We start from the raw sequence: 21,299 nt of genomic DNA on the forward strand, positions 1-21,299 counted from the left end.
CATAGCGCGTTGGACCCACTCCTTCCCATCCCGAACAGGACAGTGAAACGACGTTGCGCCGATGATAGTGAGCAGATCGCTTGTGAAAGTAGGTCACCGCCAGGCTCCCATTTGAAGCCCCTGCAGAATCCTGCAGGGGCTTCTGCATTTGATGCGCTCAAAACCTACTCTCTAGCCAAACGGCTACAATCCTCGACTCATTCAGATTCGCCCCCATCGTGATGGTGGTTTTGCGACATGGCTATTTAAGCTATCAGCGATGCACTGAATAGGGCTGGATGGGACATAAAGCGAGGCTGATCAGGACACGCTTGAGCGCCAAAAAAACGCTTATGCTGCAGTCTAACAGCGCGTACGCAATGGATCGCCGCTATGCACTCATACCCTCGCCGCGATGCAGTGCATGGGAATAAGCCATATCGCAAAACCCACTCTGGTTTGGCTAATAGGCTGCTGTTCCAGTCCTTACTTGGTATCGCCACCTTCTTGCCAGATACGCAATAGCTTGTCGTAAGGGACGGTTTCTCCGCGTGGTTTTTCGTTGCGCAATCGGGCTTTGGGTCCGCCGGGGCGGCCAAGCCAGTAGGTGGGGGGCTGTGGTGGGTTCAGGCGGGGCGGGCAGCGCAGGCCGGGTTGCTGCGAGAGTTTCTGCAGGGTGACGGGGTGAGAGATAACCTCACAGGGATGTCAGAGATAAGTGGGAACAACCGGGATGATATGGGAAGAACCTGGATAGGCAAAATGAAAGACTATTGCTGGCACTGAAACTACCCGCTAGCCAAACATGTCGCCCTGTCGCTGGGCGATCTCTTCTTGTCGAACCGTCTTGACGATCTTGTAAATCCATTGGAGTGAGACGCTGTATTTTCTGGCCAGCTCACTATGATTGACGCCGTTGAAGTCATCGTAGATTTGCCGGTCCCGCAACGACAGCTTGTACGATAGCCCCATCGGGAAATAGATGTTCTGACCTCCCCAATGGGCAGCCATTCGATCAGCAATCTCACGCCCCAGTTGCTCGGCCTTGTCCTGGCTCACCCCCGCACGCTCAACCAGTGCCAATGCGCATTGCTCGGCTAGATCTACCAGCAGCTCAGGGCCTTTACTCTTGAACTCACTTTTTTGACGGCTATCCTGGAAGGCTGTTTCATTCATGCTGCTCTCCCTCGTTTCAGTACATCGCTCAAGCACTGCCATGCATAGTGCATGGGGTCAAACGTCATACGGGTAAATGCATCACTCAATGCGTTGTTGATCAGATCCTGCTCAGGCATTGTCAATCCCGACTTGCTGGCCTTGGCCGCCATCTCCTGCACAATCTGTGGCAAGAAACGCATGACCCACTTCTTCATGGTCTCAATCACTCGGTGCATATCGCAGTCAACCCACTGCAGCGCATCCACCCCGGCAATGCGTTTAACATAGCTGGCCAGTGCCCGTTCAGAAGGGTCTTTGACAACGCCCAGCTCATGCAGGAATAGCCATAGAGCGCGTACCTTCCGCGCCTCTGCATCTTGCGCCAAGGGGCGTGACTGCACCGGTGACTTGGCACGTACTTTGAAACCCAGCCGCTTCATATGATCCAGAACCATCTGAAGTTCAGATGCACTCAGATCAGCAGCACTGGTCTTGGTAGCCACTTGCAGCAGGATGGCCCTATAGCATCCATCGTCCAGGCCCAGTTCACGTCGAGCAACATGAATCAAGCGAATTAAACGAGTACGGTCATATGTCTTGGTAGTCATGGTCAGCTCATCAGTACCCGGCAACCACACCGGACAGACCGCGCAGCGTACTGCGCGCGGTTTCGCCTTATGCTGCTGCAGCGTCCTTGAGTGCTTTGGCCGGTGAGAACTTTGGCGCGCGCTTCGCTGCAATTTGGATCGACTCTCCCGTTTTCGGGTTCCGGCCCACCTTGGCGGCGCGCTGAGCAGCACCAAACTTACCAAGGTCGGTGATCGCCAGCTCACCTCCGGCCCGCACGGTATCCAGTACGGTCGTAATCAACGCATTAAGTACAGACTCAACCTGGCTGTTGGAAATGCCTGTGGAAGTCGCCAGATGTTTAACCAGTTCCTGCTTGTTCATTGCGGGTTTCCTTTACATGTAATCACGACATGAAGTCCGGCCTCATCAAACCGGGAGGCCGTTCCGGTACTCAAAACATCTCTGGCCATCGCCAGATGCTCCAGAAAGATATCGGTATGCTCGCCCTGAAGGATCACCAACGCCTCCATGGCTTTGCCATTGGCAGGATCACATACCACGGCTTCAGCACTGACTACATCCGGGTGATCCAGTGCCTGGAGCATACGAGCAAAGCATTGGCGCAGGTTTCTGAACCCCTGCATGATCACACCCCGGCGATATCAAGGTTAATGGGCTGATATTGATCGCTATCCACCACGCGTTCATAAATGCGGACATAGGGTTTGCTACCGGCGATCTGGACACTGTCCGCGATGGCCTGCATCGCACGAAGCCACTTCTCGTCACTGATGTTCAAGCGTTTCAGCCCCAACACACGAGCGGTATTGATCTGTCCTTCCTTGTTCACCTGGAACGCATCATTGATCAGTGCCTTGATCTCATCGCTGCTGCTGGCCGTCCAGGACTGGATGCATTCATCAATCAGCTGTTTGGCCGCCTGCAGGCGCTCGTCAAACACCAGATACTCCTGCACCTGCCGGATCACTTTGTATCGCCCGTCGAACGACAGCAATGTCACATTCCCCTTGATGCCCCCCAGCTTTACGCCGTACTGCTCAGCGGACATTTCGACAAAGGCACCAATGTCTGCAAACGCCTTGGTCTTGAACGACGCCAGTACCGAAGACACATGGCGCGCCTGCTCCACCAGTTCACGCACAATCTCATCACGCGCACGGTCTATGGGTTTGACCATCACCTCGGGAATCAACCGGCCTTCTCTGTCTTGCCAGTACCCGTCTGGAATGCTTGCTTTCATCTGCTACTCCTTGCTGTCACCCGTCATACGTTTGGATGTACTCAACTGATTAAGCATGTCACGCAACTGAATTCGAGTACGCATCAATGCACCTCAGACGGTGATTTAGACACGCACATGACCTGATGCTTGACGATGCCATCCAGCTCCCGCAACACAAAATCATGGTGTCCCTGCATATGCCCAATAACCAGGCGAGCCAACTGAGCAGACACAGCGCTCAGGCTGCCATGAATGGCATGCAACCTTTCCTCCAGCGCATGTAATTGCTTGTTGGCGCGATGCAGTGCGGCACGTAGCTCATCCATGTTGTCCATCGCGTCCGGATCGACATGCGTACGCTCAGGAGCGTTGTGTGAACTCATACCTCCTCCCATGTCACAGTTACGCCCTGGAGCTCGGTAAAACCATATTTCTTGCCCGCTACGGTATGCCAATGGTGACCGCAGGAGCGATCCAGCAGAGGGCCAATGGACGTCTGATGGTTGCGATCAATCCGCACCTCCGGCTTGCTTCCTCGCACAGGAAACAGCGTTTGTGCCAACACGCGGTAGCCCATGGTCCGCAATGTGCGAACGGCAGTGTTCATGACACCCAGGCGGTCAATTACATCCGCGCTGAGTACCCGGCATGCGCTCTCATCGGGGGGCATCGTGGGGGCCTGGACAATTTTCAGTAAAGCGCCCACCTCACACCCCCTTGACCACATCAGCAGTCACCAGTGGTACACCGAGATCCGCCGCCAGGTTCATGCACGCCGTCAGCAGGTTGCCCACCGCCAGCGGGTATAGCAGGGAGACCGTCTCCGGGCGGTCGCGGCGCGGCGTGTTCACAGTCAATCTGGCGCGAAGGGCATCAATGCCACTGCTATCAATCACCTCATGCACCGGCTTGTTCATGCGATCCAGCTTGAACTTGAGGTAATCCTCCAAGCGCCCCCCTTCAAGTGGCGCCAGTTCGACCAGCTCACAACGCTGAACCACCTCACGCACGGCCGCATCACGCTCAGAAAGCTTGGTCTTCAGCTCCGGTTGGCCGATCAGGATGATCGACAGCAGCTTTTTGAAGCCCATTTCCAGCTCGAAGAAGCGTTTCAGATGCTTGATGGTTGGAATGGGAAGCGCATGCGCCTCATCGATCACCAGGCAATGCCGATACCCAGCGGCATGGCTCTCGCGCAAGGCCTTGTGCAACTGGGCGAAGCGCGCCTCCGGGCTACTTTTCGGCTTCTCCAGCGGTGCCACGGCGGCCATGATCGCCTCGGCGATGTGGGTCGACTTCAGCGTCTTGCCTTTCTGGTCGTTGTCTTCCATCGCCAGCACGTAGGGCTTGATGATCAGGATCGGCTGGGTCTCGCGCAGGATGCGGTCTTCCAGGTCACGCATCAGCGTGGTCTTGCCTGCGCCAGACTCGGCCACCACTGCCAGCAAGCCACCATGCTTTGCGGTCTGCAGCATGGCCTCGCGAACGTAGCGGATATCCGGGCTGACATACATGTCCTCGTGTGACTGGATCGCATCATCGGAGAATGGGTCACGAAAAAGACTGAAGTGCTTGCGGGTGGCTGGAAACAGGGCTTGCTTGCGCAGCAACATGGATTCCTCCTGACTGGATACGTTAGCGGGTTTGTTTTGAGGGTGGGCGCCACGGGTCGCAGATTCGGCCTGATGCGATTCAAGCGCTTTGAGCAAATCACCAGGCTCAGCCCCTAGCTCGGCCATCACCGCATTCATACGCTCGTGAATATCGGCCTGATCCACTTCTTCAAAGACACTGGTCAGGCTGGGGGCGGCCATTCCCTTGCCCTCCAGAAAGGCACAAATGCGCTGCTTCAGTTGCAGTTCGTCCAGGCTTTTGGGCCACACCCCGTGGTTCACGATTTGTGCCACGGTGGCGGGTGAAACGTTCAACGCTTTGGCCAGATCGGCTTGTTTGCAACCCGCCTTCAACAGCAGGCTCTTCAACTTCAACATCACTCACCTCCTGCCACTGCACGCAGGACGCGCAACGGCTGCTTGAGATCCGTTACCGGCCCGGACAACTCGGTCGAGAGGGTATCGATCTGGTCTTGAGGAACACCATCAGGAAAGCGTTGTACCAGCCAGGCAAAGCGGTCTACGGTCCAAGCCTCGCCCACTTTGGCTTTGAGCAACTTGGCCGCTTCAACATGTGTAAGAAGTGGAAGTTCCAGTTGTGGTGCTACCAGGTCGTGGACTGTGCCGCGACGAGGCAAGTAGGTTGGTAGATCAACATCGTGCAGGTAGGAATGAGCCTTCAGCTCACCCTCAAATGGTGTGATGCGCTTGGCACGTGCGGCCTTGGCCTCATCAGTTGACAAGCCGGGATAGGCTTGGCCGTCCATTGCTTCAGCTGCACGCTCAATCAGGGTATGCGGCATCGCTTTGTACTCTTCGCCGATGACAGCGCCGGACAGCGCTTGGCCGAATTCATCGAAGCCGCGCTCGGGCTCGATCTGATAGATACGATCCTCGCCGTTGTAGCTCGGCACGGTGATCTGGATTGCACAATCGCCGAACACCATCGCACATACGCCTACCTCATCGCCGCTGCACACCCCATCCAGCCCGCGCAGGCTGTAAATAGCAGAGCGTTCGGCCTGCGGATGTTTGAAACTGACCGTCAGATCGGGGCGAACCTTGCGCGTTTCCTCCTTGGCCGTCATGAAAGCGCGGCAGACGTCTACCGGGGGCAGCAGCAGGAGTTGGTCTGCACGAATCCGCTGCCAAAGGTCAAAGCGTGCCACCGGTTCGGCAAGCCCCTCACGGCGCAAGCGTGAGTCCTGGCCGGGAATCAGATTGGCGTTCCAGGTGTTACTCCAGGCGGATGCTGCAGCATTCAGTTGCTCGATGTTCTCAACCGGCTCGAAACGCAGGCGTGACTCGAATTGTGTCTCGACGATGTTGTTGGCACCTTCAACGCCCCCTTTGGCGCGGGCGTTTCCAGCCTCGTGCTCCAGCGTTTGCACCCCGAGTGCCCGGCACAGGTTTTTGATGGCGGCACTGGTATTGGCACTCCCCTTGTCCCACAGCAGGAAGCGGCACAATCCGTGAAACAGCCGCCCCTCCTGCTGCCCCCATGCAAACATCAAAAAATCGAACAGGTTGTGCTGGTTCTCCCCTGCAGACTCGCAGTACCACACAACAATCACACCGCTGGCCCGGTCATACAGTACATAGCGCCAGACCTTGAACTTGACCTTGGCGTAGTTCTCCAGCTTGTTCTTGTAGAAGTCACGGTCACGCATGATGTACTGGCGCCCTTTGAGGTAATACACCAGGCAGAGTGACGGATCGATTTCGTGGGTATGGTTCGGATGCAGCGCGCGCAAGTGCTGTACGGGCTTGATCTCCCGCTGCGCGTCTACGCTGAGCTTACGGTTGCGGATCAGCCGGTTGAGCTGGTTGTTGCTCACCTTCAACTCGATGCCGTTCTGCTCCAGCACACCGCGCGCTGTAGTGGTGAACAGCGTCTGTTTGCCGTTGTCGCGCACCGCCTCACGTTGCACGGCCCCCAGCTTCACCAGCGCGGCCTCACTCACCGAAGTGCTTCCCTTGTCAGACCGCGCCTTGCGTCCGGAACACCAGCCAACAGCCTGCTTCAACTGCCGGTATACGGTTTGAGTCGACCACCCGAGGAACTGGGCGGTTTGAGCCACCAGTGCAGACTGTTCACCATGCCGGGCAGCATCCAGCCTTGACGCCAGCTCGCGCAGCGTGTCACGAATTTCCGGGGTGATCGCCATGTCATCCACCTCACGCCCCTTCGGTCAGCACATGCTGCCGTGCGTCATCGATATCGGCACCAAAACGCATCCGCAACTCACGCTGCATCTCTGCCGCCAAGGTAGCCGTGCGGCTCACGGCATCATCCAGATGCAGCACTACAGCGCGGATGGCTGGCGGCAGGGAAACCGGTGCCTCAGGGTCATAATCCGGCGCATTGGTAATCTCGCCCGTCATCCAGGCATCCAGTGCCTTGATTGCCTCCAGATGCTTGGCAATAGCCGCATCGAGCACAGATTGCCGCTCAGTGATTTCCCGCTGAAAGGGGGCGACGCGGGTATCCCAGGGGGTAACGGTCAAGGGCTTGGAAAGACGCACCACCTCGCGCTGCAACCTGTTGATGGTCTCTTCCTTACTCTTTGTCACACGCTCGGTAGCCTCCTTGTCGGCGGCGATCTCCGCCATCTGATTGGACAGCGCCTCTTTTTCCTTGGCGTGCTTGGCGATCAGGTCTTCGGCCAGCTCCAGGAAGGAGTCTTTGTCGCCCGACTTGGCTACCTCGATCAGCGCGGTCTTCTGGTCTTCCGGCAGGCGGCGGAACTGGCGCAGCTCGCGGTAGCCGATACCCATGCGGGACATGCTTTCGAGGGCTTCTTCGCCAAAATTATGCAGGTTGGAAATGGCTTCGTTCGCATGTTCAGGCGTCCAACCAAGCAAGTTGCAGAATTCTGCCCAAGTACCGGAATACCCAAGACCGTCTTGGGTACGCTTCCCGCTAAGCTGCTGATAGAGCTTGTTTTCCTTCACAAAGGCCAGCTTAGAAACCAAGACGGTCTTGGAAAACTTGGAGAATGCCTCGGCCATCTGCGCCTGTCCCAGAAGCTGGTTCAGCAGATCGCGTTCCTCACTGTAGTCTGCCTGTACTGCGGCCAAGACATTCGCGGCCTCTGTCATTCCCGGGAGTGTTGGCGTGTCGGCATCCGTCACCACCTGCGCGGTGTTTGCAGTCGTTACGGTCTTGCGGCCCATGGGTTCTCCTTAAAGTTGAGTGGTCAGACGATTGGTGATCTCTTCGATCCGCTGCCGGGCAGCATCCAGCGAGCGCAAGATGCCAACAGCGTGCTGCGCCAGTCGGGTTGAGGGGCGGATGCGCCCGGTCTCTGGAATACGTTCGGCAAAGCCCTTGTCTTCCAGCGTGGCGACGTAGCGGGTGATGGCACTGGGCTCCAGCCCGGTCGCTTTGGCCAGCTCGGTGGGTGTCAGGCCATGGGCAAAGTGCCCCAGCAGCACATTCAGGACATCCAGCACCTTCCCGGCGGATTGCGATGTTTTGCTTGTGTCTCTCATGGTCATTCCTCCTGAAAACACAGCTCTGGTTGAGCATGCTTTTCAACGTTGCCCCGATGCCACGCCAGTCCCTCCATGGCGTTCCGGATAGCCGCCAGCGTGTCTGCGGCTTCAGCCTTGCCGCCGTAAAATTGCAGCAACTGGCCTACCGCTGTGTTGAGCACCTCCTGCAGCTTCTGCATGTCCTCAGCACTGGCATCACGGCCGGTAGGGATATCAATCAACAGCCGCCCAGCGCTAGCCGCCAGCCAGCGCGTGATGTAATCGATACCGCAGGCCGTTTCATAAGGGCGGATCATGTTTGCCGGGATACGTCCGGTCTGAATCCACTTGTAAACCGTCCAGTGATCCGTCAGCCCCATGCGCTCGGCAATGCGCTCAACCGACTGGTTGCGCCTTGCCTTGGCAAAGTCTTTGCACAGTTCCAGTGCATGACGTAAAGAGCTGGGCTGGATACGGCTCCAGTTCGGGCGGCTCATTGGAACGCCCTCTCAAGCATGTCTTCCAGACAAATCCCGCTTTTGCAGCTATCGAAAGTGGTTTGCAGCCGATAGCATGTTGGGCAGATAATTCGTGAAAGGAACCAGCCCATGTCAGATCTGGAAAACCGCTTGCAAGCCCAGCTCACTGCCCAGGCTTTGCTGATAGAGACCTTGCTGGATACCATGGTCAGTACCGGGCAACTGGACCCGCAGGCGCTGGTCTGGCGGCTGGAGCAATACCTTGCTGCACCGAAGGCCCGCTTTGCGGACCCCACAGCAGCCTTGGCCGTCAGTAGTGAAGTAGAGGCGTGGGCAGACATGGCTTATGATCGCTATTCGCTGGCTACGCCCGGCTGACCCTTGTGCGGCAGCGGGGCATCAATACGGCTAATGTGTGGAGTGCCCATGGTCAGCTTCAGGCAGCAGCACGGCGCTGAGTCAAGGCGTTGGCAGGATCAGCACAGATCTCGCCCGCCTTCAGCCCCAGCTTGATGGCGATTTCATGGGCTTGGCCACGAACGCACTTTTTGCGGCCCCCCAGTACCTCGAACACCAGGTTGGGAGAGAATTTGTTGGCGATGGCCCATTGGGTGATGGAGATGCCTTTGGCCTGAAGCGCGGCCCGCGCTTCGTCCGGGGTACGTAGTTTCATGTTGGCTCCTGTTTAAGGGGGCGGCGCTTTGCAGAGTGCCGCTTAAGTTGCCGTTTGTTGTTGGACGGTGTGAATCAATTATTGTGGATTATTTCCACAATGTCAAACGGAATTGTGGATTTGATACACGTTCGCTTGAAGGATGAACTAGACCGCCTTGGTCTAAAGCCCGCTGTAGCAGCGAAGGCCGCTGGCGAACCCGACTCTCAGGGCCTGAGGGATGTTCTTGGTGGGCGAAAACGGCTGTCGGCCGACCTGCTGGCGGCATTGGCAGCGGTTGGTGTTGACGTGCAGTTCATCCTCACCGGCCAGCGGCAAGGCCATGGCATTGGTGAGGCGGCAGTACATCAAGCGGTGCTGGACGCTGTGGATTTACTCTCACTGGAAAAGAAGGTGGACGCTCAGCAGTTGGCCAATGCGGTGGTCAAACTGGTGTCCAAAAGCAGCAGTTCTGCTTCACCAACCAGTACCAAAGTACAGGTGGGCGGTGATTTTCATGGACAGCTGGTCGAGGGAAACGTTAATAACACGGGCAAGATAAATATTGGCACCACCAAAAACATAGGGAAGAAGTAACACGCAGCATGGAAGAGGCCAAGCAAGACATCCGGGGTGACTTCAATGGCCAGCTGGCCAACGGCAACATCAACAACTACAACTACCAGGACCGAGAGAAGCTGAGCGAGGCTGATGCCTATCCTATCGGTAAAAAAGTACAAGAGCTGCTCAAATTAACCGGTAGGGAGCAACCCGCTGTATGGGGTGAACTGAAACGCATTTTTGGCGCAGGTTACAAAGATCTATACAAGGACCAGCTCCTTGCCGCCCATGCCATTCTGGACGGATGGATCATGCAGGCCAAGAATGAGGATGCTGTCAGAAACTGCCAGCTCAAACATGAGGTCGATGCCAGAAAAGCCCAGATAGACTTGCGCGAAGCCCAGCAGAGGCTGGCAACAGTGCAGCAACGACTGGACGCCGCGCATACATTGGCCAGCGACACCCGCATCCGCCACCAGCAAGAGAAAGCAGAGTGCGACACACGCGTCAAGGTAGCCAGGAATGCATTACTGCGCTGGAAAAGTGGCATGTCAGCGCTACTGCTGCTGGCTCTGCTTGCTTCTGCTGCTGTCGCAGTCATGTACGGGCTGTATTCGCACAAGTCGGCACAAGCGGAGAGCTTGGCCCTGCAACTGGCAGCCAAACCGGTACCGTCGCCACAGTGCATGCACGAGAGCCTGACCTACGGCTTGGGCAGTGTACTGGATCGCAAGGGAACGCCAGATTGGCGCTGTGTCGTGAAAGATGGTCAAGCCAGCTGGGAAGAGGTCAAGCTCAAGACCAAGCGTAAGTAGTACCTCGTTATTACAGGCTATGGAGAACTGCTCGTGCGTCGTAAGCTGCTGTTCATGTCAATCCTGATTGTCGGATGTGCCTATGCATCCAGCCCTGCTGAGGTCGAACACTATGTGAAAGATCTGGACACCGCGATCAAGGCCTCGACAGCGGTACTGAAGAAAAGTGACCTCGCAAGCCTGCGCCAGCACAGCACCAAAATGAATGAGCTGAAAAAGGCAGGCGAGAAGTATGGCACCACTGCATTTGACCTCCCCTATGGCCGCTGCTTTAGCTCGGGGGTCATGGCCCAGGAATGGTGGTCTGCACAATTGACTGCCGCCCAGAATGGTGGCGTCGAACGAACCCCCGGCAGGATTGACAGTGCGTGGAAGCAGTACCAATCAAACCGGGCTGAATGCCTTAAAGCAGCTCACTCTGGTGGTAAGGCCCCTGGCACCGTGGTGATCGCCTCCGCAAGTGAAACGCCGCCACGTAAGGGATGCCTGAAGGTCTTGGGTGTTCGACCGGATGGCACTGTAGGTACTACTGCCTATACCTGCCCGAAGCAATGATCCCCATCAGGGAAAGCATGCAAATCCAAGAGACAACCCTGCGATCAACATCGCTTTTAGACTTTGAACAACTGACGAACAGCATCTGAAGCTTGCCAAGCAGATGTGATTAAGACTGATAAGTTACCAAAACGACGAACAGAAGGGTTTGCAAATGGCTCGGGATCGTACCGTAGAGATTGGGGGAATCAACATTGTCACGCACCCGCACGCGCCTGCTGGTTATGTACGGCTACTGTATGCCGCTTTTGAATTAAGGCAAAGCATACGTATCCGCAAAGATCAGCACCTCATGCTGGGGGAGATACGAGCTATAGATGGTGAGAAACCTGAAAATGGTCTTATCGGGAAGTTATATCGCTTTGTGAATATAGACAAAGATGCTCCATGGCTAAACATAAAAAGTCAGGTCGTGGCAACAGAGGAGGAGCGGGCTCGTATTCACATCCCAGAGAACCTGCGCCCTAACCTAGAACAGTTTGGTTTCGTATTTTACCCTCATGGGCATACGTTTTATTTTGAAAGCAATTCTTTCAAAAAGTCGCTGAGCCCTAGGCAAGTTTTCAAGTTACTAGACATACTATTTTCGCATCCAGATATAGTGGCGGAGTTTGGTCCAGTTGATGTGACCATCCTTCCAGACCGTGATCAGCTTGAAAATATCCTCAAGATGCCAACCCTGCGCAAACTCACAATCGTGGTTCAGAAACCTAATGCGGATGAACTAGGAGATGCAGAGAAACGTGTTTTTGACCGAATGAGGAGTCAAAATGCACGTAGGACCACCCTGGAAATCACGGCTGAACTTAGGCAGTCTCTAGAGCTGGATGAAGACATACGTGAACTGGCACGTGTTGCAGCAAGCAACGGGAAAGTTCATGGCTCGGGCTTCGGCATTGGGGGCGAACGGTTAGAGGAGTCTACCGTTGCCAAGCCTTGGCTGGAAAAAATATCGTACAATCCAGACCTACAGCTTCCTGATGAAGCACTGATAGCAGCAACGGAGAGACGACCTGGACATGGCGACTAATCAAAAAGAGAAGGGCGATGGTCATGGGCTGCTCGAAATCTTAAAGCTGTACTGGGCAGCTTACGGAGGCTGGAGAGCGCTCTGGCGGTCACCATACCTGTGGCTTTCTTTTTGCTTGCTGCTGCTCACAACGCATTACTGGCTTACCGAAGCTTGGTGGGAGCAGGTCTTTTCAGTTATGCCTAGCATGCTTGGATTCACACTTGGTGGTTTTGCTGTGTTTCTTGGCTTTGGGGATGAAAAGTTCAAATCTATCATTAGTGGACAAATGCCTGAAGATGGGGGGCGCCCGTCTCCATACCTAGAAGTTAGCGCAACCTTTTTGCACTTTGTCTTGGTTCAAATGATCGCTCTAATTTCTGCTGTTATTGCTCGAGCAACAAATTTTGCGTTGCCAGTAGAATTCTCTTGTCTTACAAAAATGCTTGGGATAATTCGTGTTTTAGGTGACATGGTTGGTTATTGGCTCTACCTCTATGGCTTATGTATTACTGCAGCAGCAGCATTAGCAATTTTTCGTACTGCACATTGGTATGACACACACCAAACTAATAATCGAGAAAATCAATAGGTAGCATTAAACCAGATTAAAAGCCCGCTCCAGACATGACGCCCACAATGGCGTCATGTTCACTTCTGGAGTAGGTCATGTCCAGCCGTAGCCTGCAGCACCTCCACCCCGTCCTACAACCCATCTGTCAGGAGTTCCTGCGCCAAACGGCAGCTGCCGGGCTGGACATCCTCATCGTCTGCACCTGGCGCTCAAATGCCGAGCAAGACGAACTCTATGCCAAGGGTCGCAGTGAACCCGGCCCTCGCGTCACCAATGCACGCGCCGGGCAATCTGCCCACAACCACACCATCCAGGGCCAGCCCGCTTCGTGTGCATTCGATATTGTCCCGATGCAGGCAGGCAAGCCCGTGTGGGATGCCAAGCATCCACACTGGCAGAAGGCAGGCCAGATCGGCATGGCATTGGGGCTCAACTGGTATGGCAAGCCGGGGGCACCATTCCGGGAGTTTCCGCACTTTGAACTGCCACGGGATCGTTGGTAATGAGGCCGAAGCGCTGGTTCACCAGTAAAACCATCTGGTTGAACGTCATTGCAGCAGGCCTGGTTGCGCTGGAAGCAGGCTGGGGTGTGCTTCAACCTGTACTGCCGGTCAATTTCTACGCCTTGATGGCAACGCTGTTGCCAGTCGCCAATGCGGTTTTGCGAGTGCTCACGCAACAAGGCATTTCACGATGAATACACCCTCCAATCTTAGCAAGAGGCCGCCATGCTGGACCTGCCACTGATCACGACACGTATGAAAGCCCTGCTGGCATCACTGGGCATGGTTGCTCTGACCGCCCTGATCGCGGGTGCTGGAGGCTATGCCATGGGGCACCGCACAGCCAAGGCAGATGGCACGGCTGCACTTGCCATGCTCAAGGCGCAATACGCTAATGCACTGGCCATGGCATCTGAGCAGGCGCGCCACCAGGAGCAGGTATTGACCATTCGAGCCAATCAACTGGCAAAGCAGGTACAGCAGGAGCGCACCCGCCATGCCGAGGAAGCCAACCAACTCAAACGGAGGATCAACCGTGTTACCAGCATGTATCGCCCCTCTCTGGACAGCCCGCTGCAGCCTGTACCTCGCTGTGTGTTTACCCATGGTTTTGTCGGCGTGTGGAACGGTGCCATCGGTGCCAGTTCAGTGTCCTCAGCCGATCGTGCCACCGGAGCTGCTGATGCGGCCGACACCGCCGAAGCCCTTGATTCCGGGGTACAGCCAGCCGACCTCCTCACCCACATCACCGAGTACGGCGCCCGCTGCCGTGACATCGAATCCCAGCTGAACCGCGTAATTGACTGGGTACAGGAGACCCAGCCATGACTGTGCAAGTGGAGTTCTGGCAGCTGGTTTCTTTGCTGGTGTCGTTCCTGGGCTTCCTGTTTGCGGCTGGCAAGCTGCTGCTGGCCCAGATCGAACGCCGCCTCAATGAGCGATTTGCGGCCATGGAGAGTGCTCGTGAAACTGCCGGGCGCCACTGGGACGAACGGTTTGGTGCCTTGCTCGAGCATATCAAACGAGAGGCCGAAGGCTGGCAATCACTGGAGCGGGAGTTCCTTCGCTTCCAGGCCGATCTGCCACTCAACTACGTGCGCCGCGAGGACTACGTCCGCAATCAGACCGTGATCGAGGCCAAGCTCGACGCTGTGGCGCTGAAGATCGAAAACATCCAACTGAAAGGTGCCCAACGATGATTGACCAGGCCAAAGTGCGCCGCGAATCGCTGCGCTGGTATCTGCTGCTGGCCCTGTACAACGCCCGCCCCGAGGAAGTGGTCGAGGACGTGATCCAGATGACCATGCGCTCCATCTACCCGGACGTGACCCCGATTGAGGTGCGCAAGGAGCTGGACTACCTGGCCGACCGCGCCCTGGTGAAGCTGCGCAAGGAACCGTCTGGCCGCTGGTGGGGCGACCTGACCCGCTACGGCGTGGACATCGCCGAATACACCATCGACTGCGAGCCGGGCATCGCCCGCCCCGCCAAATACTGGGGCCAGTGATATGGCTCGCCGCAACAGTGTCGAGCAGCTGCCTCAAGCTGTGCGCGAGTGGCTCGACCAGTCTCTGGTCGGTGGCAACTTCAGCGGCTATCAGTTGCTGGAGGAGGCGCTGCGCGAAAAGGGCTTCGCCATCAGCAAGTCGGCCATCCACCGCTATGGCCAGAAGATTGAGCGCCGTTTCGCTGCGATCAAGGCCAGCACTGAGGCCGCTCGCCTGCTGACCGAAGGCGCCGCCGACGACCAGGATGCCCGCTCCGAAGCGGTGATCGCCCTGGTGCAGACCGAGCTGTTCGAGAGCATCGTCAACCTGCAGGAAGCCGGTGACGAAGACATCGACCCGGCTGAGCGCATTGGCCTCTTGTCCAGCGCTGCCAAGAATATCGCCACCTTGGCCCGTGCCAGCGTCAACCAGAAGCGTTTCCGCCTGGACGAGCAAGCCCGCATCGAGCGTGAGGCTCGGGAGAAGCTCTTGGCCGAGCAGGAGGAGAAGCTGCAGGAGCTGCGTGGTGCGGATGGCATGAGCGAGCAAATGGAAAGCCGTATCCGCCGCATCTTGCTGGGTAAAGAATAATGGCCAAGGTACACACGCCTCTCCAGCCCATAGGCACGCCCCGAAAGATCAATCTGGCTGAAGAGATGGAACTGGCTGGCGTGGTTGTGCCGCAGGACGTGGCGGACGCTATCCCGGCCGAACAGCCGGTGTTGCTACCGTACCAGCAACGCTGGTTTGAGGACGAAGCCCAGATCATGTTCGCGGAGAAATCCCGCCGCACGGGGCTCACTTGGGCCGAGGCTGGCCGTAATGTCGTGAAAGCCGCAAGGCCACGCCGCCGCCAAGGTTGCAATACCTTCTACGTAGGCAGCAAGAAGGAGATGGCACTGGAGTATATCGCCGCCTGCGCACTGTTCGCCAAGGCGTTTAACGAACTGGCGCAGGCCGATGTCTATGAGCAGACTTTCTGGGATGAGGGCAAGCAGGAGGAAATCCTCACTTACATGATCCGCTTCCCGAAGTCCGGCTTCAAAATCCAGGCACTATCCAGCCGCCCATCCAACCTGCGCGGCTTGCAGGGCGACGTGGTGATTGATGAAGCCGCCTTCCACGACAGTCTGGAGGAACTGCTCAAGGCCGCGCTGGCGCTGACCATGTGGGGCAACAAAGTGCGGCTGATCAGCACCCACAACGGCGTGGATAACCTGTTCAACCAATACATCGAAGACGCCCGCGCCGGCCGCAAGGATTACAGCATCCACCGCATCACCCTGAATGATGCCATTGCGGATGGCCTGTACCAACGCATCTGCTACGTCACCGGCCAGACCTGGTCACTGGTCGCCGAGAAGAAATGGCGCGACGACCTCTACAAGAACGCGCCCAACACCGAATCCGCCGAAGAAGAATACGGCTGCATCCCCAAGCACAGCGGCGGAGCCTGGCTGTCGCGGGCCCTGATCGAATCGCGTATGTCGGTTGATACGCCAGTGCTGCACTGGGCGTGCCCGCAGGGCTTTGAACTACTGCCTGACCACATCCGCACCGCCGATTGCCGCGACTGGCTGGAAGAACACCTGGCGCCACTGCTGGCCGCACTGCCACAGGATGCCATTAGCTTCGATGGTGAAGACTTTGGCCGCACTGGTGACCTGACCGTCCACGTGCCCCTGATCCAGACGCAGAACCTGGTGCGCCGTGTGCCCTTCATCCTGGAGCTGCGCAATGTGCCGTTCCGTCAGCAAGAGCAAGTTGCCTTTTACCTGCTGGATCGGTTGCCACGCTTTACTGGCGCTGCCTTTGATGCCCGTGGCAACGGGCAGGCACTGGCCGAGTACGCCATGCAGCGCTACGGCGCCAGCCGCATCCAGCAAGTGATGCTTTCCGAAGGCTGGTACCGCGAGCACATGCCGCCGGTGAAGGCCGCGCTCGAGGACGGAGAGTTGGTTGACCTGCCCAAGGACGCCGACATTCTGGCCGACCTGCGTGCCGTGCAGGTGGTCAAGGGTGTACCACGCATCCCCGACAGTCGCAGCACCGGTGAGGACAAGGGCAAGCGCCATGGCGATGCAGCCGTCGCCGTGGCACTGGCGTACTTCGCCAGTCGCGAGATCAACAAAGGCCCGGTGACGGTGAAATCCCGCCGCCGCCGCACCGGTGCCAAAATCACCCAGGGGTATCAATGAGGACCAAAGGCTTATGGGTCAGCGCCACTGAGTTCGTCCAGTTCGGAGAGCCGAGCCAATCGCTCTCCAACCAGATCGCCACGCGCGGCCGCAGCATCGATTTTCACGCGCTGGGCATGTACCTGCCCAACCCGGATCCAGTGCTGAAAGCACTGGGCAAGGACATCAAAGTCTACCGCGAGCTGCGTGCTGACGCGCATATTGGCGGCAGCATCCGACGCCGCAAGGCGGCAGTGAAAGCACTTGAATGGGGACTGGATCGTGACAAGGCCAAGAGCCGCGTAACCAGGTCGATCGAGCGTATCTTTGCAGACCTTGACCTGTCCAGAATCATGACTGAAATGCTGGATGCCATGCTCTACGGCTATCAGCCTATGGAAGTGATATGGGGTAAGGTCGGCAGCTACGTGGTGCCGGTCGACATTGTTGGCAAGCCTGCGGACTGGTTCGTGTATGACGAGGACAACCAGCTGCGCATGCGCACCAGGCAAAGCCCGCTCAAGGGCGAAGAACTGCCGCCACGTAAATTTCTGGTGCCGCGCCAGGATGCCAGCTACGATAACCCCTACGGCTTCGCCGATCTCTCCATGTGCTTCTGGCCGACCACCTTCAAGAAAGGTGGCCTCAAGTTCTGGGTGCAGTTCACCGAGAAGTACGGCGCCCCCTGGGTGATCGGCAAGCACCCGCGCAGCTCGTCAGACGCCGAGACCAACCTGCTGCTCGACCGACTGGAAGACATGGTGCAGGACGCCGTAGCGGTGATCCCGGACGACTCCAGCATCGAGATCAAGGAGGCGGCGAGCAAGACCGGCAGTACCGAGGTCTATGAACGGTTGCTGCACTTCTGCCGCTCCGAGGTATCCATTGCGCTGCTCGGGCAGAATCAGACCACTGAGGCCAACAGCAACCGCGCCTCCGCCCAGGCCGGGCTGGAGGTCACCCGTGACATCCGCGATGGTGATGCAGCTGTGGTGGCTGAAGCCTTCAACACCCTGATCCGCTGGGTGTGTGAGCTGAACTTCAACGACGGTGCCCGCCCGGTATTCTCATTGTGGGAGCAAGAAGATGTCGACAAGGTGCTGGCTGAGCGAGATGAAAAGCTGACCCGAGCGGGTGCCAGGCTGACTTCGGCCTACTTCAAACGCGCCTATCAGCTGCAGGATGGTGATCTGGCAGAGGAGGAGCCCTCCGCACCCTCCGCCGAATTTGCTGAGTCTGCTGATGCACCTGATCAACTGACGCTGGATGTAGCGCTGGATACACTGACGGTCGACAGTCTCAATGCGGAAGCCCAAGCCCTTTTGGCCCCACTCCTGCAGCGCGTCACCCAGGGCGTCCAGCCAGACGAGCTCCTCGGCATGCTGGCTGAGCTGTATCCGAAGATGGACGCCAGCGGCCTGCAAGAGCGCCTGGCGCGCATGATCTTTGTGGCCAAGCTGTGGGGTCGCCTTCATGGCTGACGTAGATCTCGCCTACTGTATGTCCCTGCCGCCCAGGAAGGCGATCGAGTATCTGAAAAACAAAGGCTACGCCATTACCTGGGATTGGGAGGAACTTTGGCAGGATGCCCAGACCCAGGCGTTTACCGTAGCCAAGGCGACACGACTGGACATTCTGCAAGACATCCGCGAAGCCGTTGAGGCCGCGCTGCAGGAGGGCAAAACGCAGGCCTGGTTCACCCGGACCTTGACCCCGCTGCTGCAGGCCAAAGGCTGGTGGGGCAAGCAGGAGCATATCGACCCGGATACAGGCGAAGTCAGCCAGGTGCAACTGGGCAGCCCCTGGCGCCTGCAGACCATCTACCGCACCAATCTGCAGACCGCATATATGGCTGGCCGCTGGCAGGCGCAGATGGAAAACGTGGACGACCGCCCGTATTGGCAATACATCGCCATCCTGGACGGTAAGACCCGGCCCAGCCATCGCGCCATGAATGGTAAGGTGTTCCGCTACGATGATCCGTTCTGGCAATCCTTCTATCCGCCTAACGGTTGGGGATGCCGCTGCCGTGTAGTGGCGCTGGCAGAGGATGATCTGACCCGAAGTGGTCTTAGGGTAGCGCAGTCGACAGGCAAATTGGGCCGTACCCAAAAGCTGGTATCCCGCAAGACGGGAGAAATGCGCGAGGTGGCGACCTATCGGGCGACAGATCCCATCACACGCCGCGACATCATCATCTCCCCGGATGCAGGCTGGAGCTATAACCCCGGTGCAGCGGCATGGCAGCCCGAGCGCCAGCGCTACAGTGGTAATCTGGTGGCCTTGGCCAACAAGGAGCTGCCATGAGCATGCTGAGTCTCACCATCGATGATGCTCAACTGCAAGCAGCCCTGCTACGGCTGGAGCAGGCCGCCATTGATCTACGGCCTGCCATGAGACAGATCGCGCAGGCATTGCTGCTGGAGACCGAACGAAATTTTGAGGAAGAGGGTCGCCCGCGCTGGGCCCCGCTGGCCGATGCCACCGTGCGCGCACGTCTTGGTGGCAAGAAGGCGTACAAGAAGAGCGGTGCGCTGAGGGCTTCGGCCCAGCGCCAGTTGGCTGGCATGCGAATCCTGCAGCATACCGGCCAGCTGGCAAGCTCGATCACCACCAACTATGACAGTACCCAAGCGGTAATCGGCAGCAACAAAGTCTATGCGGCCATCCACCAGTTCGGCGGCAAAGCCGGTCGGGGCCGTAGCGTGGATATCCCGGCCCGCCCGTTTCTGCCGGTAACTGCAAACGGAGAACTGCAACCCGAAGCCCGAGAAGCGGTGCTGGACTGTGTATTGCGCCACCTGAGAACGGCTGCTGGCGTTTAGCCTTCAGAGGGCTCCTCAACCCACGGGACAAGCTTGGGTAGCAAACCACCCTAAAGGACAGGCCAGTAAAGCTTATAAAGGCTTTACAGGTCCGGTATATTGCTTTTCCCATTCTATGGAAAGGAAGCTTGTCATGGCAGAACTCAAAGTCGGTGATGTGGTTCAGTTGAAAGGTGGTGGCCCGGTCATGACCATCGAAACGATCGGCATCAACGATTCATATGGGAACTATCAAGGAACATGCGAGTGTAGCTGGTTCCATAATGGGGAGAGGAAAAAGGAGCGCTTTGTGATGGCAGCGCTACAGCACTATGAGCACCCCAATGTGATGGGTATGGGCTAAGCATTCGATATCGAAAGCATCCTATAGTGGCTTATTAACTTTTAACCCGATTTAAAAGCCCCCATCCCTCATGCCGCCGATCATGGCGGCATGAACACGACCCCACCCCTGCACATCTTCAAGCCCGGCCGCCAGACCGCGATGTCTGGTGCGGTGATGGATTTTTCCGAGTCCGATCTTGCGGCCAGCGCCCGCGCCTACGATCCGGCCCTGCATGAAGCGCCCATTGTTATCGGCCACCCCAGACATGACGCTCCGGCCTATGGCTGGGTGAAGTCGCTGGCCGCAGACCGCGATGGCCTCAATGCCGAGCCACACCAGATTGATGCCGCATTCGCCGAGCTGGTGGCAACCGGGCGCTTCAAAAAGATCAGCGCCAGTTTCTACCTGCCGGACGCGCCCAATAATCCGGTGCCCGGCGTGTACTACCTGCGCCACGTTGGCTTCCTCGGTGCCCAGCCGCCTGCCGTGAAAGGCCTCAAGCAGGCCGAATTCGCCGACGCCGAGGATGGCGTAGTCGAGTTTGGTGACTGGGGCATGGAGACCAACGCCTCCCTCTGGCGTCGGGTACGCGAGTGGCTGCTGGCCAAGTTCGGGCAGGAGACTGCCGACCAGGTTGTGCCGGACTGGCAGATCGAATCCATCCGCGAGGCAGCTCGTCAGGATGACGACACCCCGCGCGCAGCCTTCGCCGACCCAACCGATGCCCCCCCTGACCCGACCCCACCTATTCCTGAGGAGAAACTTGCAGTGACCCCTGAGCAAAAGGCTGCGCTGGAGGCCGAAAACGCCCAGCTGAAGCAAAAACTGGCGGAAGCCACCGAACGTGAAAAAGCCAGTGCAACGGCCAAGCGCCACAGCGAACACCTGGCCTATGCCGAGCAGCTCGTCAACGAAGGCAGGCTGGCACCGAAGCATCGGCCTGCCGTGGTCGCATTTCTGGACTTTGCAGACGGTGAGACGGCCGTCGAGTTCGGCGAAGGTGACGACAAGCAGCCGCTGGCTACTGCGTTCATGTCCTTCCTGGGCGATATGCCGAAGGTGATCGACTTTGGCGAGGCCGCCACCAAGGGCAAGGCCAATACCAGTAGTAGTGCCGATGTCGCTGACTTCGCAGAGAAGCAGACCGACCCCGACCGCCTCAACCTGCATATGCGTGCCGTTGCGCTGGCCACCGAAAAGAACATTCCCTACGAGCAGGCCGTACGTCAGCTGCTGTAACCACCACGGGGCAGCAGATCGCGTAGTCCGCGAAAGCCACCCCACGATAGGAGAGCAA

The 21,299-nt window shown here is 57.6% G+C and carries 30 protein-coding genes, 1 rRNA gene and 1 other RNA gene; 19 read left to right on the plus strand and 13 right to left on the minus strand.

The genetic code is table 11. From position 1 onward, the window contains the following. Nucleotides 1-105 (plus strand): 5S ribosomal RNA (rrf, locus tag HF682_RS00005); the annotation flags it as partial. A gap of 669 nt (nucleotides 106-774) precedes the next feature. Here rrf and HF682_RS00010 read toward each other — a convergent pair. The 12 genes from HF682_RS00010 to HF682_RS00065 form a co-directional block, all read right to left on the minus strand. After that, complete coding sequence (locus HF682_RS00010; RefSeq protein WP_168875217.1) at nucleotides 775-1,155, minus strand: Mor transcription activator family protein; 381 nt, start codon at nucleotides 1,153-1,155, stop codon at nucleotides 775-777. After that, entirely contained in the window at nucleotides 1,152-1,745 is a 594-nt protein-coding gene (locus HF682_RS00015; RefSeq protein ID WP_168875218.1) for a gp16 family protein, read from the minus strand. Before HF682_RS00015 ends, HF682_RS00010 begins: the two co-directional genes overlap by 4 nt. After that, nucleotides 1,743-1,813, minus strand: an RNA gene (locus HF682_RS00020) — hammerhead ribozyme type II. The genes HF682_RS00015 and HF682_RS00020 overlap by 3 nt, the downstream gene beginning before the upstream one ends. Continuing rightward, nucleotides 1,813-2,088 carry an HU family DNA-binding protein gene (locus HF682_RS00025; protein WP_168875219.1) on the minus strand — a complete coding sequence of 92 codons (276 nt, stop codon included), beginning with the start codon at nucleotides 2,086-2,088 and terminating at the stop codon, nucleotides 1,813-1,815. Before HF682_RS00025 ends, HF682_RS00020 begins: the two co-directional genes overlap by 1 nt. Continuing rightward, complete coding sequence (locus tag HF682_RS00030) at nucleotides 2,085-2,351, minus strand: hypothetical protein (protein WP_168875220.1); 267 nt, start codon at nucleotides 2,349-2,351, stop codon at nucleotides 2,085-2,087. Before HF682_RS00030 ends, HF682_RS00025 begins: the two co-directional genes overlap by 4 nt. A 2-nt stretch (nucleotides 2,352-2,353) precedes the next feature. Beyond that, nucleotides 2,354-2,968, minus strand: coding sequence for a DUF3164 family protein (locus HF682_RS00035; RefSeq protein ID WP_168875221.1), 615 nt, complete (start codon nucleotides 2,966-2,968; stop codon nucleotides 2,354-2,356). Between the two features lie 83 nt (nucleotides 2,969-3,051). Next, the gene (locus HF682_RS00040) at nucleotides 3,052-3,333 is read right to left on the minus strand and encodes a hypothetical protein (protein ID WP_168875222.1); all 282 of its coding nucleotides are present in this window, start codon (nucleotides 3,331-3,333) and stop codon (nucleotides 3,052-3,054) included. A gap of 324 nt (nucleotides 3,334-3,657) precedes the next feature. After that, nucleotides 3,658-4,941, minus strand: coding sequence for an ExeA family protein (locus HF682_RS00045; protein WP_168875223.1), 1,284 nt, complete (start codon nucleotides 4,939-4,941; stop codon nucleotides 3,658-3,660). After that, nucleotides 4,941-6,731 (minus strand): DDE-type integrase/transposase/recombinase, encoded by a 1,791-nt coding sequence (locus HF682_RS00050; RefSeq protein WP_168875224.1) that lies wholly within the window; start codon nucleotides 6,729-6,731, stop codon nucleotides 4,941-4,943. Before HF682_RS00050 ends, HF682_RS00045 begins: the two co-directional genes overlap by 1 nt. Nucleotides 6,732-6,741: 10 nt before the next feature. Beyond that, entirely contained in the window at nucleotides 6,742-7,740 is a 999-nt protein-coding gene (locus HF682_RS17635; RefSeq protein ID WP_205881846.1) for a hypothetical protein, read from the minus strand. A 9-nt stretch (nucleotides 7,741-7,749) separates the two neighbouring features. Further along, nucleotides 7,750-8,058 carry a helix-turn-helix domain-containing protein gene (locus HF682_RS00060; protein WP_168875225.1) on the minus strand — a complete coding sequence of 103 codons (309 nt, stop codon included), beginning with the start codon at nucleotides 8,056-8,058 and terminating at the stop codon, nucleotides 7,750-7,752. 2 nt (nucleotides 8,059-8,060) lie between these two features. After that, a complete protein-coding gene (locus tag HF682_RS00065; RefSeq protein WP_168875226.1) occupies nucleotides 8,061-8,537 on the minus strand; it encodes a hypothetical protein in 477 nt (158 codons plus the stop codon). A 111-nt stretch (nucleotides 8,538-8,648) separates the two neighbouring features. Between HF682_RS00065 and HF682_RS00070 the strand changes: the two genes are divergently transcribed. After that, entirely contained in the window at nucleotides 8,649-8,897 is a 249-nt protein-coding gene (locus tag HF682_RS00070) for a hypothetical protein (protein WP_168875227.1), read from the plus strand. A 58-nt stretch (nucleotides 8,898-8,955) separates the two neighbouring features. On the opposite strand, the gene HF682_RS00075 is transcribed toward HF682_RS00070, so the two are convergent. Beyond that, complete coding sequence (locus HF682_RS00075) at nucleotides 8,956-9,192, minus strand: DNA-binding protein (RefSeq protein WP_168875228.1); 237 nt, start codon at nucleotides 9,190-9,192, stop codon at nucleotides 8,956-8,958. Between the two features lie 69 nt (nucleotides 9,193-9,261). Here HF682_RS00075 and HF682_RS00080 point away from each other — a divergent pair, with 69 nt between their 5' ends. The 17 genes from HF682_RS00080 to HF682_RS00160 all read left to right on the plus strand — a co-directional run bounded on the left by HF682_RS00080 (nucleotide 9,262) and on the right by HF682_RS00160 (nucleotide 21,241). Continuing rightward, on the plus strand, nucleotides 9,262-9,768 hold the full coding sequence (locus HF682_RS00080; protein WP_168875229.1) for a hypothetical protein: 507 nt from the start codon (nucleotides 9,262-9,264) through the stop codon (nucleotides 9,766-9,768). A gap of 8 nt (nucleotides 9,769-9,776) precedes the next feature. Then, nucleotides 9,777-10,547 carry a hypothetical protein gene (locus tag HF682_RS00085; RefSeq protein WP_168875230.1) on the plus strand — a complete coding sequence of 257 codons (771 nt, stop codon included), beginning with the start codon at nucleotides 9,777-9,779 and terminating at the stop codon, nucleotides 10,545-10,547. A 33-nt stretch (nucleotides 10,548-10,580) separates the two neighbouring features. Further along, nucleotides 10,581-11,102 carry a hypothetical protein gene (locus HF682_RS00090; RefSeq protein WP_168875231.1) on the plus strand — a complete coding sequence of 174 codons (522 nt, stop codon included), beginning with the start codon at nucleotides 10,581-10,583 and terminating at the stop codon, nucleotides 11,100-11,102. A 154-nt stretch (nucleotides 11,103-11,256) separates the two neighbouring features. Beyond that, nucleotides 11,257-12,132 (plus strand): DUF4747 family protein, encoded by an 876-nt coding sequence (locus HF682_RS00095; RefSeq protein WP_168875232.1) that lies wholly within the window; start codon nucleotides 11,257-11,259, stop codon nucleotides 12,130-12,132. After that, nucleotides 12,122-12,703 carry a hypothetical protein gene (locus HF682_RS00100; RefSeq protein ID WP_168875233.1) on the plus strand — a complete coding sequence of 194 codons (582 nt, stop codon included), beginning with the start codon at nucleotides 12,122-12,124 and terminating at the stop codon, nucleotides 12,701-12,703. The genes HF682_RS00095 and HF682_RS00100 overlap by 11 nt, the downstream gene beginning before the upstream one ends. A 77-nt stretch (nucleotides 12,704-12,780) precedes the next feature. After that, nucleotides 12,781-13,188 carry a M15 family metallopeptidase gene (locus HF682_RS00105; protein ID WP_168875234.1) on the plus strand — a complete coding sequence of 136 codons (408 nt, stop codon included), beginning with the start codon at nucleotides 12,781-12,783 and terminating at the stop codon, nucleotides 13,186-13,188. Continuing rightward, nucleotides 13,188-13,382: a hypothetical protein gene (locus HF682_RS00110; RefSeq protein WP_168875235.1), complete on the plus strand. Its 195-nt coding sequence runs from the start codon at nucleotides 13,188-13,190 to the stop codon at nucleotides 13,380-13,382. The genes HF682_RS00105 and HF682_RS00110 overlap by 1 nt, the downstream gene beginning before the upstream one ends. Before the next feature lie 31 nt (nucleotides 13,383-13,413). Next, on the plus strand, nucleotides 13,414-14,016 hold the full coding sequence (locus tag HF682_RS00115; protein ID WP_168875236.1) for a hypothetical protein: 603 nt from the start codon (nucleotides 13,414-13,416) through the stop codon (nucleotides 14,014-14,016). After that, nucleotides 14,013-14,387, plus strand: coding sequence for a hypothetical protein (locus tag HF682_RS00120; protein ID WP_168875237.1), 375 nt, complete (start codon nucleotides 14,013-14,015; stop codon nucleotides 14,385-14,387). Before HF682_RS00115 ends, HF682_RS00120 begins: the two co-directional genes overlap by 4 nt. Next, nucleotides 14,384-14,695, plus strand: a complete 312-nt coding sequence (locus HF682_RS00125) for a hypothetical protein (RefSeq protein ID WP_168875238.1) — start codon at nucleotides 14,384-14,386, stop codon at nucleotides 14,693-14,695. Before HF682_RS00120 ends, HF682_RS00125 begins: the two co-directional genes overlap by 4 nt. A 1-nt stretch (nucleotide 14,696) precedes the next feature. Beyond that, nucleotides 14,697-15,266 carry a DUF3486 family protein gene (locus tag HF682_RS00130; RefSeq protein WP_168875239.1) on the plus strand — a complete coding sequence of 190 codons (570 nt, stop codon included), beginning with the start codon at nucleotides 14,697-14,699 and terminating at the stop codon, nucleotides 15,264-15,266. Next, complete coding sequence (locus HF682_RS00135; protein ID WP_240947010.1) at nucleotides 15,266-16,873, plus strand: hypothetical protein; 1,608 nt, start codon at nucleotides 15,266-15,268, stop codon at nucleotides 16,871-16,873. The genes HF682_RS00130 and HF682_RS00135 overlap by 1 nt, the downstream gene beginning before the upstream one ends. Further along, nucleotides 16,870-18,333, plus strand: a complete 1,464-nt coding sequence (locus tag HF682_RS00140) for a DUF935 domain-containing protein (RefSeq protein WP_168875240.1) — start codon at nucleotides 16,870-16,872, stop codon at nucleotides 18,331-18,333. Before HF682_RS00135 ends, HF682_RS00140 begins: the two co-directional genes overlap by 4 nt. Then, the gene (locus tag HF682_RS00145; protein WP_168875241.1) at nucleotides 18,326-19,159 is read left to right on the plus strand and encodes a phage head morphogenesis protein; all 834 of its coding nucleotides are present in this window, start codon (nucleotides 18,326-18,328) and stop codon (nucleotides 19,157-19,159) included. The genes HF682_RS00140 and HF682_RS00145 overlap by 8 nt, the downstream gene beginning before the upstream one ends. Continuing rightward, nucleotides 19,156-19,677, plus strand: a complete 522-nt coding sequence (locus HF682_RS00150; protein ID WP_168875242.1) for a phage virion morphogenesis protein — start codon at nucleotides 19,156-19,158, stop codon at nucleotides 19,675-19,677. The genes HF682_RS00145 and HF682_RS00150 overlap by 4 nt, the downstream gene beginning before the upstream one ends. Nucleotides 19,678-19,810: 133 nt before the next feature. Further along, a complete protein-coding gene (locus HF682_RS00155; protein WP_205881847.1) occupies nucleotides 19,811-20,020 on the plus strand; it encodes a YodC family protein in 210 nt (69 codons plus the stop codon). Nucleotides 20,021-20,110: 90 nt separating this feature from the next. Then, on the plus strand, nucleotides 20,111-21,241 hold the full coding sequence (locus HF682_RS00160) for a peptidase (RefSeq protein WP_168875244.1): 1,131 nt from the start codon (nucleotides 20,111-20,113) through the stop codon (nucleotides 21,239-21,241). Nucleotides 21,242-21,299: the final 58 nt, after the last annotated feature.

The organism is Leeia aquatica, assembly GCF_012641365.1.
Lineage (GTDB): Bacteria > Pseudomonadota > Gammaproteobacteria > Burkholderiales > Leeiaceae > Leeia > Leeia aquatica.